Origin of the sequence: Caproicibacterium sp. XB2, assembly GCF_044880635.1 — a bacterium.
GTDB classification, from domain to species: Bacteria; Bacillota; Clostridia; order Oscillospirales; family Acutalibacteraceae; genus Caproicibacterium; species Caproicibacterium lactatifermentans.
In genome coordinates this window covers 1,191,034-1,205,553 of the sequence record NZ_CP173227.1, presented here as the reverse complement: position 1 = coordinate 1,205,553, position 14,520 = coordinate 1,191,034, and the positions used below count along the sequence as shown (strand labels likewise).

The 14,520-nt window shown below is 48.1% G+C and carries 15 protein-coding genes; 5 read left to right on the top strand and 10 right to left on the bottom strand.

Going from position 1 to position 14,520, the window contains the following annotated elements; all coding sequences use genetic code 11:
* Nucleotides 1-347: 347 nt before the first annotated feature.
* Genes ACIHKT_RS06040 through ACIHKT_RS06025 form a run of 4 tightly spaced genes read right to left on the bottom strand, consistent with a single transcriptional unit; the run spans nucleotide 348 to nucleotide 1,736 of the window.
* Nucleotides 348-848 carry an ATP-binding cassette domain-containing protein gene (locus tag ACIHKT_RS06040; protein ID WP_404352066.1) on the bottom strand — a complete coding sequence of 167 codons (501 nt, stop codon included), beginning with the start codon at nucleotides 846-848 and terminating at the stop codon, nucleotides 348-350.
* 12 nt (nucleotides 849-860) lie between these two features.
* Nucleotides 861-986 carry a hypothetical protein gene (locus ACIHKT_RS06035; RefSeq protein WP_404352063.1) on the bottom strand — a complete coding sequence of 42 codons (126 nt, stop codon included), beginning with the start codon at nucleotides 984-986 and terminating at the stop codon, nucleotides 861-863.
* Nucleotides 987-989: 3 nt separating this feature from the next.
* Nucleotides 990-1,307, bottom strand: coding sequence for a DUF5963 family protein (locus ACIHKT_RS06030; RefSeq protein ID WP_086035966.1), 318 nt, complete (start codon nucleotides 1,305-1,307; stop codon nucleotides 990-992).
* A gap of 21 nt (nucleotides 1,308-1,328) precedes the next feature.
* Nucleotides 1,329-1,736: an ABC transporter permease gene (locus ACIHKT_RS06025; RefSeq protein ID WP_274379847.1), complete on the bottom strand. Its 408-nt coding sequence runs from the start codon at nucleotides 1,734-1,736 to the stop codon at nucleotides 1,329-1,331.
* Between the two features lie 310 nt (nucleotides 1,737-2,046).
* Here ACIHKT_RS06025 and ACIHKT_RS06020 point away from each other — a divergent pair, with 310 nt between their 5' ends.
* The gene (locus ACIHKT_RS06020; protein ID WP_157659008.1) at nucleotides 2,047-2,187 is read left to right on the top strand and encodes an amidohydrolase family protein; all 141 of its coding nucleotides are present in this window, start codon (nucleotides 2,047-2,049) and stop codon (nucleotides 2,185-2,187) included.
* Between the two features lie 929 nt (nucleotides 2,188-3,116).
* Here the strand turns inward: ACIHKT_RS06020 and ACIHKT_RS06015 are convergent.
* Nucleotides 3,117-3,857 carry a GT-D fold domain-containing glycosyltransferase gene (locus tag ACIHKT_RS06015; RefSeq protein WP_086035963.1) on the bottom strand — a complete coding sequence of 247 codons (741 nt, stop codon included), beginning with the start codon at nucleotides 3,855-3,857 and terminating at the stop codon, nucleotides 3,117-3,119.
* A gap of 14 nt (nucleotides 3,858-3,871) precedes the next feature.
* Nucleotides 3,872-4,909, bottom strand: a complete 1,038-nt coding sequence (locus tag ACIHKT_RS06010) for a hypothetical protein (RefSeq protein WP_404352058.1) — start codon at nucleotides 4,907-4,909, stop codon at nucleotides 3,872-3,874.
* A 130-nt stretch (nucleotides 4,910-5,039) separates the two neighbouring features.
* Here ACIHKT_RS06010 and ACIHKT_RS06005 point away from each other — a divergent pair, with 130 nt between their 5' ends.
* Entirely contained in the window at nucleotides 5,040-5,723 is a 684-nt protein-coding gene (locus tag ACIHKT_RS06005) for a glycosyltransferase family 32 protein (RefSeq protein WP_086035961.1), read from the top strand.
* A 23-nt stretch (nucleotides 5,724-5,746) separates the two neighbouring features.
* On the opposite strand, the gene ACIHKT_RS06000 is transcribed toward ACIHKT_RS06005, so the two are convergent.
* The 3 genes from ACIHKT_RS06000 to ACIHKT_RS05990 form a co-directional block, all read right to left on the bottom strand.
* Nucleotides 5,747-7,423: a glycosyltransferase gene (locus tag ACIHKT_RS06000; protein ID WP_404352055.1), complete on the bottom strand. Its 1,677-nt coding sequence runs from the start codon at nucleotides 7,421-7,423 to the stop codon at nucleotides 5,747-5,749.
* A gap of 40 nt (nucleotides 7,424-7,463) precedes the next feature.
* On the bottom strand, nucleotides 7,464-8,567 hold the full coding sequence (gene wecB / locus ACIHKT_RS05995; RefSeq protein ID WP_086035959.1) for a non-hydrolyzing UDP-N-acetylglucosamine 2-epimerase: 1,104 nt from the start codon (nucleotides 8,565-8,567) through the stop codon (nucleotides 7,464-7,466).
* A 72-nt stretch (nucleotides 8,568-8,639) separates the two neighbouring features.
* Nucleotides 8,640-9,650, bottom strand: coding sequence for a glycosyltransferase family 4 protein (locus ACIHKT_RS05990; RefSeq protein ID WP_086035958.1), 1,011 nt, complete (start codon nucleotides 9,648-9,650; stop codon nucleotides 8,640-8,642).
* A gap of 62 nt (nucleotides 9,651-9,712) precedes the next feature.
* Between ACIHKT_RS05990 and ACIHKT_RS05985 the strand changes: the two genes are divergently transcribed.
* The 3 genes from ACIHKT_RS05985 to ACIHKT_RS05975 all read left to right on the top strand — a co-directional run bounded on the left by ACIHKT_RS05985 (nucleotide 9,713) and on the right by ACIHKT_RS05975 (nucleotide 12,727).
* A complete protein-coding gene (locus ACIHKT_RS05985; RefSeq protein ID WP_086035957.1) occupies nucleotides 9,713-10,489 on the top strand; it encodes a hypothetical protein in 777 nt (258 codons plus the stop codon).
* Between the two features lie 105 nt (nucleotides 10,490-10,594).
* Nucleotides 10,595-11,257, top strand: a complete 663-nt coding sequence (locus tag ACIHKT_RS05980; RefSeq protein WP_404352050.1) for an SGNH/GDSL hydrolase family protein — start codon at nucleotides 10,595-10,597, stop codon at nucleotides 11,255-11,257.
* Between the two features lie 156 nt (nucleotides 11,258-11,413).
* Entirely contained in the window at nucleotides 11,414-12,727 is a 1,314-nt protein-coding gene (locus tag ACIHKT_RS05975; protein WP_086035955.1) for a M18 family aminopeptidase, read from the top strand.
* 67 nt (nucleotides 12,728-12,794) lie between these two features.
* On the opposite strand, the gene ACIHKT_RS05970 is transcribed toward ACIHKT_RS05975, so the two are convergent.
* Nucleotides 12,795-14,258: a sodium:alanine symporter family protein gene (locus ACIHKT_RS05970; RefSeq protein WP_174193030.1), complete on the bottom strand. Its 1,464-nt coding sequence runs from the start codon at nucleotides 14,256-14,258 to the stop codon at nucleotides 12,795-12,797.
* Nucleotides 14,259-14,520: the final 262 nt, after the last annotated feature.

Genomic DNA, 14,520 nt, shown 5'->3' with positions numbered 1-14,520 from the left:
GAAACGCGGGCAGGCAGTATATGAAGTGAACAGAAGCCATTGCCATAAATCGCATAAAATAGACAGCTGCCCAAAATTTATTAAAAGCTGGAACAGACATTCAAACCAGATGATGGTGTGTACCAAAATGCTTTACTTTGAACCAACGATTTTTTACTTTTTCATTTATCCAATTTTTTCATGGTGTCCGGGAATATTTCATAGGGAATAGTTGCCCTTCCGAGAAAAATCAACGCAAAATAAATCAGGTAAAAAATGGGAAACGGCCGCCATCAGTCCAAATTCATTTCCGTAAACGGTGATTTGGTTTCTATAATTGTAAATATTTGTGATTCCATCGATTGATTTCATATTGTTAAACATTGCCTCGTTGCTTCCAGAAGCATAGAATGTGACTTTTGTGACACTCCGGATTTTTGCTTAAGTTCATCAACGGTTCCAGTTTCAAGGATACCGCCATTTTTCAGCAAAATAACTTTATCTGCAAGATATTCAACTTCATCCATAAAGTGTGAAATCATAAAAATAGTGATGCCTTGAGAATTGATGTCCTTTATGTAACTCCACAGATTGTGCCTTGTCTCCGGGTCAAGTCCGGTTGTCAATTCGTCGAGAAACAGGATGGCAGAATTGGGTATAAGCGCAAGTATTATGGACAATTTCTGCCTTTCACCACCGGAAAGAGAAGAAACGTATTTCCGCTTTTTCCCCTCCAGATGGAATTGATTCAGCAGCAATCTGTAGTCGGCAGGGGGATCAATTTTTCGCAGCCCTTCTATACATTCTATCGTGGAAGTTTTTCCCGAACCGTTCGGGCCTATAACTGCCAGAATCTGCCCCTTTTCCACCCCAAACGAAATTCAATTAACAGCAGTAAAGTCACCGTATTTTACTACCAAATCATTTACGGCGATATCCATAACTACTCCCCAATGGATTTTGGGATGTTGATGAAATAATCCCTTGATTTTGTAATCTGTGTCCATTGCTTAGGCTTCCGAATGCTGCTTCTTTGCCTTGACGAAATGAATTGCCTCAAAAATGATAATGCAAACTACGGAAAAGATAATACTAATCACCGACATATTCTGGTTTAATGCTGTTCCAGTCATTTTTCCGCCTGTTGTCGTGATCTCATAGATTGGAAATTGGAAGAACCGAACTGTATATGCCGTCAGGTCGGCGGAATGTGTGTGGAAATAACCGATAAAAATCAAAATACAACACAGTACCATTGAAATAATGATTCCAACCACGAATTCTAGAACGATGCGTAACAGCAGATTGTTTTTTACCTGTCGTTTCATAAGAAATTCCCCTTTTTTATATTATTTAGATGTTGATGAAAGCCCGGAATCCTGAGCTGGATTCTGTGAAGCACCGTTTCTAACAATTTTCTTTGTCTTCAGTTTCTCATTACGTTTCAGAAAAATCGTTAAAGCAACGGTGAGGATAGCCATGTAGATAATCGATAAAATCAGAAAAGTCCGGTCCCAATAAATTTTTTTGGTCCAGATATCGAAAAAATCGTTCATTGCATATTTCATGGGAATATAGGAAGCAATCTTCTTGAATGCACCCGGCATTTGGTCAAATGTAATGAACACGCCGCAGAACATGCAGGCTACAAACATAACAACCAGCCCGAGTGGCATTAGGATCTGCGTATTCTGAAATAAGAGAGCAAAAACGCCGCCAAGCATCAAGGCTGTAATTATCGCTAGGATATACTGAATTAGGAAAGCTTTTCAAATCTTATTAAATTGCTATTTAAAGCAGTCATAAATTTCTTCAAACAAACTTTACCACGGCAGGGAATAGATTACAAGCATTCGGTAAAAATTCTTTATTTGATATCATAAAGCCATGTAAACAGGGAGTAAAGAACTTCCTGCGGCAATACCACAATGGCAAACTAGACCGGGATTGGGATGCTGGCGCCGGAAAGCCATCTGTAACGCTGACTGGTATCAATCCGGCTGGAGAAAGCGTTTCGCCATGGGGTCACGCATGCGACGCATCTGTTCAATGCCATAAGCGGACTTCATCACCGTAGTCTCGGCGCGTGAAATCGGTGAAGACCGAAAAATCGGAAGCATAAAAGCTGGAAAGCAGGCCGACCTTGTTGTGATGGACAAAGAGTGGAACATAGTTTCAGTTATTAGAGGTGGACAATTCGTGAGGTAAAAGCAAATTCTATCTTAAAAGATGAAACGGTGCTTAGTTTTGAAGCTGCTTATTTTGTACTTCTGTTGGTACTTCGCAGGAAGGGGCAGACAGAAATACAATACGGCAAATTGCGCTTATGTGTAAAATGACCGGAACAGATATTCATCATTTGGGCGATTCCGGATGCCTTGGCATGGCACGTTCTGTAAAGCGTTAAATAAAGCAGCATCCATTAAAGAAGGAACCATTCGGTCCATACTAATTTATATTCCAACTTTATATTCCAACAAACAATCTTACTTCACTGAATTTTTTACAGGCACAGTTCGTCACATTTTCAGCTGCCCTTTTGTCACTTCTGGCGACCGCTTGTCTGTCAATGTTCATTTCCACCAAATGCCGCACTTCAACGTCTACACTGATCCTTTCCATCGTGAGGTTTGGTGCTACCTGGATATTCCCCAAGGTAACTCCTAAATACTTAGAAGTATAAATTTGCTCTGCGTTGACTGCCATATCTAACGCTATCTAATTGTTATATTTTATCCCAACTTATCTAAAAATAGGTTGACATAATTTCAACAACATGATATATTATCGCACAAACTAACAAATATTCCCAATATTGCTTAAATTGTTTTTTGCTTAGAACTTTCTGTATCGGTACATAAGTACATGAAAGTATATAATATTTATCACAAGGAGGTGATGATTTCGAAAAAAGTTTAAAAGCTTCTTGAGTGTAACTGCTTTTTAAGTGGTTTGTTTTTTTATTCCAGTGGCTTTGCTTGTTAGGACTGAACGAGGTATAACAATTTCCCGATTTTTTATTTTCGATATACTAACAATTAAAGAAGAACCAGCACTTATAAAGACCCCGCGCAATTGGAGCGCGGCTTCCCTATAAGTAGCTGGTTCTTTTCTTTTTATAACCATGATTTGTGTATTTATTCTTTGCAAATATAGGTTCGCTGCGGGCCGGCTGCCATTTCCCAGGCGTAGAGGCCGGCTTCGTCGGCCTCCAGGCAGAGGTCCGTTCCGCAGCCGAAATCAATGCCGACGTGCCCGCACTTTTTGGCGTACACCGTCAGCACTTTCCCGGGAACACCGGCGCTGACCAGCGCCGTGCGGTATGCATATCGGCTCATCTTGGAGGCGGCTGTATCAACGGAATCCCAGTCCGGACAGTCCACCGTACCGACAATACCGCTCCAGCCGTACCGGTTTTCCAGCACCCGCCGCAGACAGCGGGCCTTTTGCCCGACCAGAAGCACACTTTGTTCCTTGAAAAAGTCGTAGAATTCCTTTTTTGTACTTAAAATATAATTATCAAAAGCGTAAAACGTGTACGGTGGGCGGATATCATAAAACTGCAGTACCATTTCAGCCAAAGGGCGGAACATCCAACTGTTTGTTTGGGAAAGAATGCCGAGAAAATCGGTCTGCCGCAGTGCTTCCACCAGCCGCAGCCGGGCGTCTTCATTGGGCAGAAGTACACCACAGTAAGAACGGTCGCGCTGTGCCACCCACGGATAGGCTTTTTGGACAAAGTCCATGGTTAGGATGGCACCGTGTGCCGCAACCGTCGCTTCTCCGTCACCAAGCCGGACGGAAGCGTGTGCGCCACCGTCCGTGATGATTTCCTCCCATTTTTTTAGGAGTTCCATTTCATTTAAGTAAACCGACAATGGGGCAACTCCTTTCAGGCAGAAGATGAGCAGTTCTGCATATCCCGCATTACCTGGAGAATGACATTTCCCAAAAAACAGCCATGCCGCAGTTTGTGTGAAAGCCGCAGGCAATTTTTGTGCAGGCCTTGATAATCCTCCTCTGACAGGCTATTGACTGCGTCCGGCAGTTCATGCAGCGAAGAAATGACAATGCCTGCGTGTTTCCGTTTGATAAAGGCAGCCGTAGGCATCTGCTCACAAAGAATGACCGGCAGTCCGAGCGCCAGATAAAAAGAGGTCTTGTGTGAATTTGTGTATTTCAGGTATTCCGCGATTTTTCCGTGGCAGCCATCCAGGCTGTTCCCTTCCCAACAAAGCCCGAAACTGTCTGTTACTGCATCCGGCAGTTCGTCCGGCGGAAACTCACCGCAAAAGCGGCAGCCTGCGGACGGCTTCCACTTTTGGGTGTTGAGATTTGGTCCGTACAGGTGCAGCACAGTACCTTTCCAGTCGATTTTATCCAGCTGATACAGAAACGCTTCATACTTTAGGTTCCCGGCAAACGCAATCGTCGGCGTTTTGTGTCGTACCCTGCGGCAGCCGCTTTTTAGGGTATAGTCGAAAAGGGACATGGAATAAATGCGGGGAAGAGCGCCGTGTCTTTCCAGCACCGTTTTCATGCTGTCGTTTACGGCAATGAGAAAATCAAATTGATTTAAGGTGGAAATTTCAGCGATTCTGCCGGTCGTAAAGAAGTCGCCGAAGCGGATAGAATCCAAGTCATGAATGAGGGCCACCAGCCGATACTGCGGAAAGTGTACCCGCATGCAGTGAAGAAACCAGTCAAAATTAAAATCCTCAAATAAAATTTTGGGGTACTGCAGGAGCAAAATGCCGTCCTCATCAGCGGGCAGCGTTTCAGCAAGACAGCTTTCCATGCCGGCAAGAAAACGCTGCACCGGAATTGGGTGAAAACCCATTTGACTCAAAAAAAATTCAACATCTTCAGCGGCTTTGCTCCAGGCGGTATTTTCGTGGGACGGATTCAGCGCGATAAAATAATTTTTCATACTGACACCTTCAGCCGGGAAAACTTTTTTACGGATTTTTTAAGACGAGAAAGAACGCGGAACCATGCTGTCACGGTACAGCTCCCCTACATAAAATAGAGTAAAATTATATTGTAAGGGAGCACCTGTCATGAGTTTGATTCCACACACCATACATTGCTGCTGGTTTGGGGGAAAGCCCCTGACCGTGCTGGCACGGAAATGTATGGACAGCTGGGAAAAGTATTTACCGGGATACCATATTATTGTTTGGAATGAACGACTGTTTGATGTGGAAAGCAGCCAATACACACGGGAAGCGTACAGCTGTGGAAAATACGCTTTTGTCAGTGACTATGTTCGTTTGTGGGCACTTTACTATTACGGCGGTGTTTACATGGATACAGACGTGGAAGTGCTGAAAGACCTCGGCGGTTTTATGAATTTCCATGCCTTCTCGGGCTTTGAGCAGGCGAACTATATTCCAACGGGCATTATGGCTGCGGTCCCGCGTCATCCGTGGATTGAGCGCATGCTCCGCTGTTACCGCCAGCGGGCTTTCCTTAAGCCGGACGGCACCATGGATCTTTCCCCGAACGTTGTGTTTATGACGGAACTTGCCGAAAAAGAGTTCGGCCTAAAGCGAGGAAACGAAACACAGGTATTAAAGGACGACGTGCATATCTTTTCCAATGACTATTTCTGTCCGATGGTGTGGGAAACACGGGAAATTAAAATGACGCCGAACACACATACCATTCATCACTTTGCTTATTCATGGAATGAGCCTGGCATCACGCCGATTCTGCCGGTTCCGCGGAAACCGGATGCATAGCTTTTTATAAAAGCACGGCGTTTTTAAGTGATGTTCTTTTTTGAAACACATAGATGGCTCTCAATCACTTGCTTCCAGCGCTGTTCCCACAGCCGCTTTGAAAAGCACTGTGCCACTTCCTGTGCATGACGGCCCATTTCCTCACGCAGTTTTGCGTTATCCGCAAGGCACAGCACCGCTTCTTTTAGAGTGTCCTTGGATACCTGAATCAGCAGGCCGTTAAAGCCATTGATTACAAGGTCGGTCAGCCCGCCCACCAAACCGGCAATGACGGGCTTGCCGCAGGCCATGGCTTCAATCAGCGAAAAAGACGTTCCCTCCGTGTAATAAGAGGGAATGAGAACAATGTCCGTATTCTGATACGCCAAATGCATATCTTCCATGCGGTACCAGCAGTATTCGATATTGGGATATTTTTGGGCAAGAATCCTCATTTGCAGTTCGGACTGCTCTAGTCCGCGGCCGACAAACGAAAAAACGATATCCGGACGTTCATCCGCCAATTCCTCCGCAATTTCTTTTGTTACGCTCCAGCCGCGGCCCGCCACCAGCCGGCGCGGGTACAGCACCCGGATTTTTCCATCCTCCTGTCGGCCGGTTTCTTCCGGTTTAAAGATGCTGAGGTCGGCATAATTTGGAATATACACTTTTTTACAGTCAATTTCCGGATTGACGGCTTTTAGCCAGTTGATGGTGTTGGTATCCACACTGACCAGCGTATCAGTTTGGCTGAGACCGGTGAACAGCCTGCTGTACCATTTTTCGGACCTCCACCACGGCCGCTCCGGTGAATCCCACCAGATGCCGTGGCTGATACATATTGAATTCGGAAAAACATACGGATAGGTGAGGTCCATGCTTAGGTAGATGTGCAGGTCATAGCTGCCGGTCAGTTCACAGAACCGCTGGTTCAGCGTTAGGAAGAAATCCTCATCAAAACCGGCATCTCCAATGCCGTAAATTGTAAATCCGTGGTACTCCTTTTTCCACTGCTGTTCACTGGAGGGCTGAAAGACGTCCGTCTGATATCCCATACTGACCAGCAGCTCTGCCAGCTCGGCAAGATAGCGTTCACCGCCGCCAAAAATGCACCTTTTGCCGTCCCACTCCAAAAACTGCGGCGTTACAATGGCTATTTTTTTCGTTCGGTTCGATTCTGCTTTCACCGGTTCGGGCAGGTCAAGCGTTATTTCCAGCCGGGGCCGTTGTTCTCCGTATGTTTTTCTGCTGCTGAGCAGGGCCAAGAGAGAATCATTTTGTGTTTCGTCTGCAGCTTTCAGCATGAGGCCATAGTTTGCTTCCGGGTGTTTTTGCCAGATACGCACAATGGAGGTCACGTCCGCACAGACCGGCTCAAAAACGGAGCAGCCCGCTTCCAGCGGCACATACTGTTTGTCACAGTTCGGCTGATGGCTGTCGGTAATGTCTATGTTGTTCCATGGTTCAGTGATGGGGTGCACCTCAAACAGGTTTTGCTGTTTCAGTTCGTCGTTTCGGGTGCAGTACAGCTTGAGAACCGCTTTGCTGATAAACGCGTTTTGGGGAATCTGGTCAAGACGGAACTGAAGAAAAACACGGTAAATAATTTTGCATCGAAAATATCCTAAAAAATAAAAATCATCCCTGCAAAAGTTGCCGTCCGGGATGGAGCTGTCTGTAAAAGTATCAGCGGTGGGGTACAGAGTCAACGATTTTTTCATGTAAAAATACCTTTCTGTTTAGTGTTGCCGGTATGGGGTTTCAGCAAAGCAGGCGGACGATTTCATCGGCAATGCGCTGACTGGCGCGGCCGTCACCGTATGGATTTACGGCGCCGCTCATACGGCGGTACGCTTCTGTGTCCGACAGCAGTTTGTCGGCGGCACAGAAAATGGAATCTTCTGCAGTGCCAGCTAGGCGAAGGGTACCGGCGGCAATGCCTTCCGGCCGTTCCGTTGTGTCTCGCAGCACCAGCACAGGTTTCCCTAGGTGAGGTGCCTCCTCCTGTATGCCGCCGCTGTCTGTTAAAATGAGGTATGCACGGCTCATCAGGTTGTGAAAGGTCACAACGTCCAGCGGCTCCGTCAGCAAAACATTTTTACAGCCCGCAAAGGCTTCTTTTGCGGCGCCGGAAATGGCCGGGTTCGGGTGCACTGGATATACGGCTTTTACATCGTCATACTTTTCTACAATGCGCCGGACAGCATGAAAAATATGCTGCATATTTGTCCCTAGATTTTCGCGGCGGTGGGCGGTCAGCAGCAGCAGCCGGCTGCCCGCGGCCCAATCCAGCACCGGATTGGAAAAGTTCGGCTGCACGGTCGTCTTCAGGGCATCTATGGCGGTATTGCCGGTTACAAAAATGTGGCTGTCTGGTTTGTGTTCCTGCAAAAGATTCTGCCGGGACTGCTCGGTCGGTGCGAAAAACAGGTCCGTAACGGTATCGACAAACTGCCGGTTTGCTTCCTCCGGGAAAGGGGAGTCCTTATGGTAGGTCCGCAGACCTGCTTCCACGTGTCCTATGGGAATGTGGCGGTAAAACGCGGACAGTGCCGCGGCGAAGGAAGTGGTTGTGTCGCCGTGCACAAGGACCAGCGCGGGCTTTGCGTCCTCTAAAACAGCGGGAAGGCCCAGTAGGACATGGGTGGTAATGTCCGAAAGCGTCTGCCCTTTCTGCATGATATTCATATCGTAATCTGGCTTTATGCGGAAGATGTGCAGTACCTGGTCCAGCATTTCACGGTGCTGTGCCGTTACGCAGACCATTGTTTTTAGAGAGTCCCTTGTTTTTAGTTCCTGTACCAGCGGAGCCATTTTAATGGCCTCCGGTCTGGTGCCGAAAATAGCCAGAACACTCTGTTTCATGTGCACCCCCGAAAATAAAAAGTGGAATGATTCATTCGAGTTCATTATATGTTTCTTATGCGGAATGGTGTTTTACAGCCCCAGCCGGTGCAGGCATGGCAGGAGCGGCTGCAGGCAGTTTTCCCATAGAAAAAAGCTGCGGATATGCTGCTGCAGGGCAGGCTGCGAAGGGCGGGAAAGTGCCGCAGCCAAAGTATTGGAAAGGCTGTCTTTTTGGTATGGATTACAATAAACAGCCAAGTCCTGAAAGTACTCGTGTGCACTTCCTATCTTTGTCGTCAGGACCTTTGTGCCGGCCAATCCGGCCTCTAGGCTTGCGAGTCCGGGCGTTTCCACAAAACTGCACAGTACATGCAGTGCGGCATTTTCAAAAACCGGCCAAAGCGCTGTTTCCCGCAGGAAACCGAGATAAAAAACATGGGGCAGTGCAAGGCACTGCTGTAGATACGGCAGGTCCTCCGCTTTTCCGGCAAGAAGCACATTCCAGCCGACGGCAGCGGCAGCTTGGCACAGGACAAGCTGATTTTTTCGTCTGCAGATACGGGCAGAACAGAACACATATGGCTTTCGGGCGGCAATTTCCCGGGGAAGGGGGAGCTTCTGCACTGGTTCCGAAGCGCCGCTGTACACAATGGTACAGGGAAAGTCCGTTTGGCAGTCGGTTTTCAGGCATGCGTATTCGGCAGTACTGGCTGGAAAGACCATGCTGCAGCTGGACAGAATCTCTCGGCGGAACTGTCGGTCATATTCCCACTGTGCCAGTTTTTCGGTATCCCCGCTGTACTGGTAGTAGCGGCTGAGGTCCCAGAAAATTGGTGTCAGCAAAAGCGGTTTTTTCAGCTTTTGTGATGCCGTAAAAAAGGCATACGTTTCCGTTAGGCGGGTGAGATTAAAAAGCCAGACTGCGTCACAGCGGCTGAGGTCCTCGTCCACGGAACGACAGATATGTACAGAAAAGCCGTTCCGGCTTAAAAAATCCGCCGTTTTCAGCAGAAACTTTGAGTCGCCCGCAAAGTTTGTAAGAAAATCGCTTCTGATGCAGAGAAAAAGGATTTTGCCTATCTTTCCTTCACCGCTTTTCATTTATTTCATATTGTGTAGTAAATATTTCCGAAAAAAATATTAGGAAGGAGATAGGCGGAACCATGAATGCAGACAATTTTTCCATCTGGATGCTGCAGGACAGCTGCCGGCTGAAACTGTGTGAAGAACTGGGGCCTGCTGTTTCAAAGGAATCCTGTAAATGCCTGTTTCTCACTGCAGACAGCGGCTGCGGGCAGTTTGGCCGGATTTTGCTGCCGGACCATCCAGTGGCAGTACCCATCTGTACCTCACGGGCAGAAATTAGGAAGGGCAGCTTTCATGTCAGCCGCATAGAGGTTCTGAATACGCTTCCATCGCCGCTCTGTCAGGGATACTGGCAGGCTGAACTTCTTTTTTCTTTTGAATTTTTTCTGCAGTTTTTTGACTTTAATGGCAAGCCATTTAAAATTGTATGCTTTTCAAACGCGTTTGATGAACCAAAGCCCCATCAAATAGAAAAAATGTATCTTCAGGCAGGCATACAGTACCGCCGGACGGTGATGCTTTACGGTGGAAAAGAACCGCCAATCCGCATTTTTACGGCGCCTATGGGTGCCCGGTTCGGTGAAAAAAGTCCACGATTTGCGGTGGAGGCGGCCGCACTGCCGCTTCGTTTGCGGTTAAAGCCTGCGTGCTGTGCCTGCGGCGCCTATGAAGAACCGTGTTTACATGTATATGTAACAGCCGGACTGCTTAGTTCCGTCCGATTGCTGCGCAGTACCTGCTGTCGGCTGTCGTACAAATGTACCGTGCCACGGACGTGCAGCAGTCTGCCGGCGGATAGCTGTGCATACTTCCGCAAAATAGAATTCCCGCGGGCGGATTTTTATCCAAAGTAAACAAGGAACGGTATCTGTGATTTATATCTGGTCCGTGAATACTGCATATCATGGGTTGTTGACGAAAACCGACGATATAGTTCCATGAAAACAGGGAGTGATGATGTGGACTTCACAAATAAAGTAATCGATTTTCTGGGTGACAGCATTACCGCCGGGGACGGTGTCACAGATGAAAAGAATATTTATCCGAACGTATTAAAGAGAAACATTCCCCTTGCTAAGGCAAATAATTACTCGGTGAGCGGTACACGCATTGCTGGCCAGCTGCATCCCTCCATGTATCCGGACTGGGACGTCCAGTATTTTGCTGAGCGGGCGAACGCGATGGACAACAGCGCGGATGCCGTTGTGGTCTTTGGTGGGACCAACGACTTTGGGCATGGCGATGCTCCTTTGGGCTCGCTGAGGGACCGTACCATGTTTACATTTTCTGGTGCATGCCGTCTGCTGATGGAACAGCTTATCCGCAAGTTCCCGCTGGCGACGATTGTATTCATGACACCGCTGCACCGAATGGACGAGGACAATCCGAGGGGAGAAGGCTATAAAAAGACGGACTATGGGCCGCTTTCCGCTTATGTGCGTATCATTCAGGAGGTGGCGCAGGATTATGCCATTCCGGTACTGAACCTGTATGCTGTCAGCGGCATTCAGCCGAAAAACAGCGTGCTGCGGGAAAACTATTGCCCGGACGGCCTGCACCCGAATGACGCAGGACATTGTCTCATTGCCCGGCGGCTGCAGGGATTTTTAGGTACGCTTTAATTTTCATTTCGGCGGCACTGACGCCTCGGCGTACAGTGCTGTTTTGCTGTTCCATTGCTTTTTAACGGAGGGAAAGGTATACTGATTGTTGTACGACAGCAAACGGCATTTTTTACACTGCCGCATATTTTCAGATGAAAGAGGAAATTTCACACCATGTATGAACATATGACAACAGAACTACTGGATTTTTTGCAGAAAAGCCCGACCTGCTATCATGTAATAGCAAATCTGCGAACAGTGCTTATGAAGGCTGGCTACACGGAACTTTCCGAGGGGGCACATTGGTCCCTTGCGGAGGGAGGCAAATACTTTGTTGCACGCAATGAATCGTCACTCATTGCGTTCCGTGTTCCGAAAAAGGACTTTATTGGTTACCAAATAGCCGCTTCACACAGTGATTCTCCCAGTTTTAAAATCAAAGAAAACCCAGAGATGGGGGTTGAAAACGCATATGTCAGGCTGAACGTCGAAAAATATGGCGGTATGCTGTGTGCGCCGTGGTTTGACCGGCCTCTGTCTGTTGCGGGCAAGCTTATCCTGCGGAAAGGAAACCAATTTGTCAGCCGGCTTGTCAATGTCGACCGCGACTTTGTCATGATTCCGAGTTTGGCAATTCACATGGACCGCAATGCGAACAGTGGCCATGCCTATAATCCACAGAAAGATATGCTGCCGGTTTTGGGCGATTTCAGTGCTAAGGGGACGTTTATGGATTTTATCGCTGAAAGTGCCGAAGTGGACAAAAGCGCGATTGTGGGCAGCGACTTGTTCCTGTACAGCCGGACCCCCGGCACCATATGGGGTGCGCATCGGGAATTCCTTTCGGCGGGCCATTTAGATGACCTAGAGTGCGGCTACGCGGATTTTCGTGGCTTTTTGGACGCAAAGGAGAATCCAAACAGCGTTCCTGTCTTTACGATATTCGACAACGAGGAGGTCGGAAGCGGCACCAAACAGGGGGCCGATTCCACGTTCCTGTCGGATACGCTGGAGCGCATCGGTATTGCCTGCGGCCGTACAGCGGAGCAGAACCGCACGGCCATTGCTTCCAGCTTTATGATTTCCGCGGACAATGCACATGCGATGCACCCCAATTATCCGGATAGGGCAGACCCGGTCAACCGTCCCCGTATGAACGGCGGCATTGTCATCAAATACAATGCAAATCAAAAGTATACAACGGATTCCGTATCCGCCGCCATTTTTAAGGCTGTATGTGAGAAGGCAGATGTGCCATGGCAGGAGTTCCTCAACCGTTCCGATATGGCCGGCGGTTCGACGCTGGGCAATATCTCAAACGCGCATGTTTCCTTGAATACAGTTGATATCGGTCTGGCACAGCTGGCCATGCATTCCCCATATGAAACGGCCGGCAGCCAAGACCCGGCTTATCTGGCGCAGGCCATGCGCACCTTTTTCTCCATGGCTCTTCGCGAGGAGGGCCACGGTTCCTACGCACTCTGCTGAGAAGCATCAGAAAATACATAAAAAATCCCCGGCACAGCGGCCGGGGAAACAAAAACAGTGGAAAGCGCTATTCTTCAGCGCATATTTTCTGCTGCTTTTTCTTTTTGTAAGGATTTTTCTTTAGATAATCAAAGAAATGATCCGTTTCCTTTTTTACAACATCGGAAAGAGAGAACAGTGCAATCAGGTTTGGGAAAGCCATTAGGCCGTTTACAATGTCTGCCAATGTCCAGATGGAATTTAGGGCGAGGAAAGGACCTGCTGCAAGCGCAATAATGTACAGCCAGTTGTAGGCAATGATGGCCTTTTTGCTGCCGGAGGACAGGTAAGAAATGCAGCGGGTACCGTAATAGTTCCAGCCAAGAATCGTTGTAAAAGCAAACAGTGTCAGGCAAATCATCAGTAGGAAAGAGCCGACGTCCGGTGCAAAGAAAAAGGCTTTCCGGAAAGCGTTGTCGGTAACGAAGAAGCCTTCCAGTCCCTTCACTTTGTAGGCACCAGAGGAAACAATGCACAGGCCCGTGAGGTTGCAGATGATAATGGTATCAAAGAAAGTACCAAGCATGGAAACCAGTCCCTGCTGTGCAGGGAAAGCCACTTTGCCGGCGGCCGCTGCAATGGGGGAGCTGCCAAGGCCGGATTCGTTGGAAAAGATTCCGCGTGCAATGCCGTTGCGGATAGCTTCTGCCACCACAGCACCGGCAAACCCGCCGGCTGCGGCTGTTCCGCTGAAGGCACCGTGGAAGATTTGATCAAATGCGCTGCCGATGTTTGCGCCATTGTAACAAATGACATACACAGCACTAATGATATAAATCGCAAACATAGTGGGAATGATTTTAGTCGCCACAGCGGAAATACGCTTCAGACCGCCGATGATGACAAGCGCGGCCAGCAGCGTGATGACTACTGCCGCGATAACGATTGTCCAGGAATAATTGCTGCCGAAAAGGGAAACAGTGTTGGCCTTTTTCGGGTCGAAAAAGTTCTGTATACCGCTGGTAATACTGTTCATCTGCGTCATGGTGCCGATACCCATCAGACCGACCAGGCAGCCGAAAACGGCAAACAAAGCTGCCAGCCATTTGAAGCTGCCCCCGAATTTTTCTTTCATGCCGCGTTCAATGTAGTAAAATGGCCCGCCAAGGACGTGGTTGTCCTTGTCAATGCTGCGGTACCGCACCGCAAGCGTAGCCTCAGCGTATTTGGTGGCCATACCGAGACAGGCGGCCAGGACCATCCAAAACAGTGCGCCCGGTCCGCCGGCCGTAATAGCCGTGGCAACACCGACAATGTTGCCCGTGCCTACAGTTGCCGAAAGAGCCGTGCATAATGCACCGAAACTGGAAACTTCCCCTTTTCCTTTGCCTTTCCACATCATGAAATGGAACGCTTCCGGCAGATGCCGGAACTGAATCCCTTTCAGCTGAATGGTCAAGATAGCGCCGACCAGAAGAATTAGCACGATGAGTGGAATTCCCCAGATACAACTGTCAATTTTCGAAAGCCATGCGTTTAGTTCGTTTTCCATCATTCTTCCCTCCGTCAATGAAGTGCAAAATCCGCAATTTGGAATTTATTATAGCATGTTCCACACTTTATAGCAATGAAGCATGAAAGAAGAAGAACAATCTTCACGAAAAAAGTGCGCCTTTTGCCACTTTTAGGAGAAAAAGCAGCTGAAATAAACCGCGGACCGCACCAAAAGCAGGCTGTGATGCAATCGGTTTTTTCGGAGGAGAATCTGTGCTTTTTCGTTCCATACCATTCATATACTGGAAGGAGAAAGGACA

Excerpts from the sequence above, each read along its gene's own strand:
- ACIHKT_RS06035 (WP_404352063.1), bottom strand. The coding sequence starts at position 986 with ATGGACACAGATTACAAAATCAAGGGATTATTTCATCAACATCCCAAA.
- ACIHKT_RS06030 (WP_086035966.1), bottom strand. The coding sequence starts at position 1,307 with ATGAAACGACAGGTAAAAAACAATCTGCTGTTACGCATCGTTCTAGAA.
- ACIHKT_RS06010 (WP_404352058.1), bottom strand. The coding sequence starts at position 4,909 with ATGAAAAATTATTTTATCGCGCTGAATCCGTCCCACGAAAATACCGCC.
- ACIHKT_RS06005 (WP_086035961.1), top strand. The coding sequence starts at position 5,040 with ATGAGTTTGATTCCACACACCATACATTGCTGCTGGTTTGGGGGAAAG.
- ACIHKT_RS06000 (WP_404352055.1), bottom strand. The coding sequence starts at position 7,423 with ATGAAAAAATCGTTGACTCTGTACCCCACCGCTGATACTTTTACAGAC.
- wecB (WP_086035959.1), bottom strand. The coding sequence starts at position 8,567 with ATGAAACAGAGTGTTCTGGCTATTTTCGGCACCAGACCGGAGGCCATT.
- ACIHKT_RS05990 (WP_086035958.1), bottom strand. The coding sequence starts at position 9,650 with ATGAAAAGCGGTGAAGGAAAGATAGGCAAAATCCTTTTTCTCTGCATC.
- ACIHKT_RS05985 (WP_086035957.1), top strand. The coding sequence starts at position 9,713 with ATGAATGCAGACAATTTTTCCATCTGGATGCTGCAGGACAGCTGCCGG.
- ACIHKT_RS05975 (WP_086035955.1), top strand. The coding sequence starts at position 11,414 with ATGTATGAACATATGACAACAGAACTACTGGATTTTTTGCAGAAAAGC.
- ACIHKT_RS05970 (WP_174193030.1), bottom strand. The coding sequence starts at position 14,258 with ATGGAAAACGAACTAAACGCATGGCTTTCGAAAATTGACAGTTGTATC.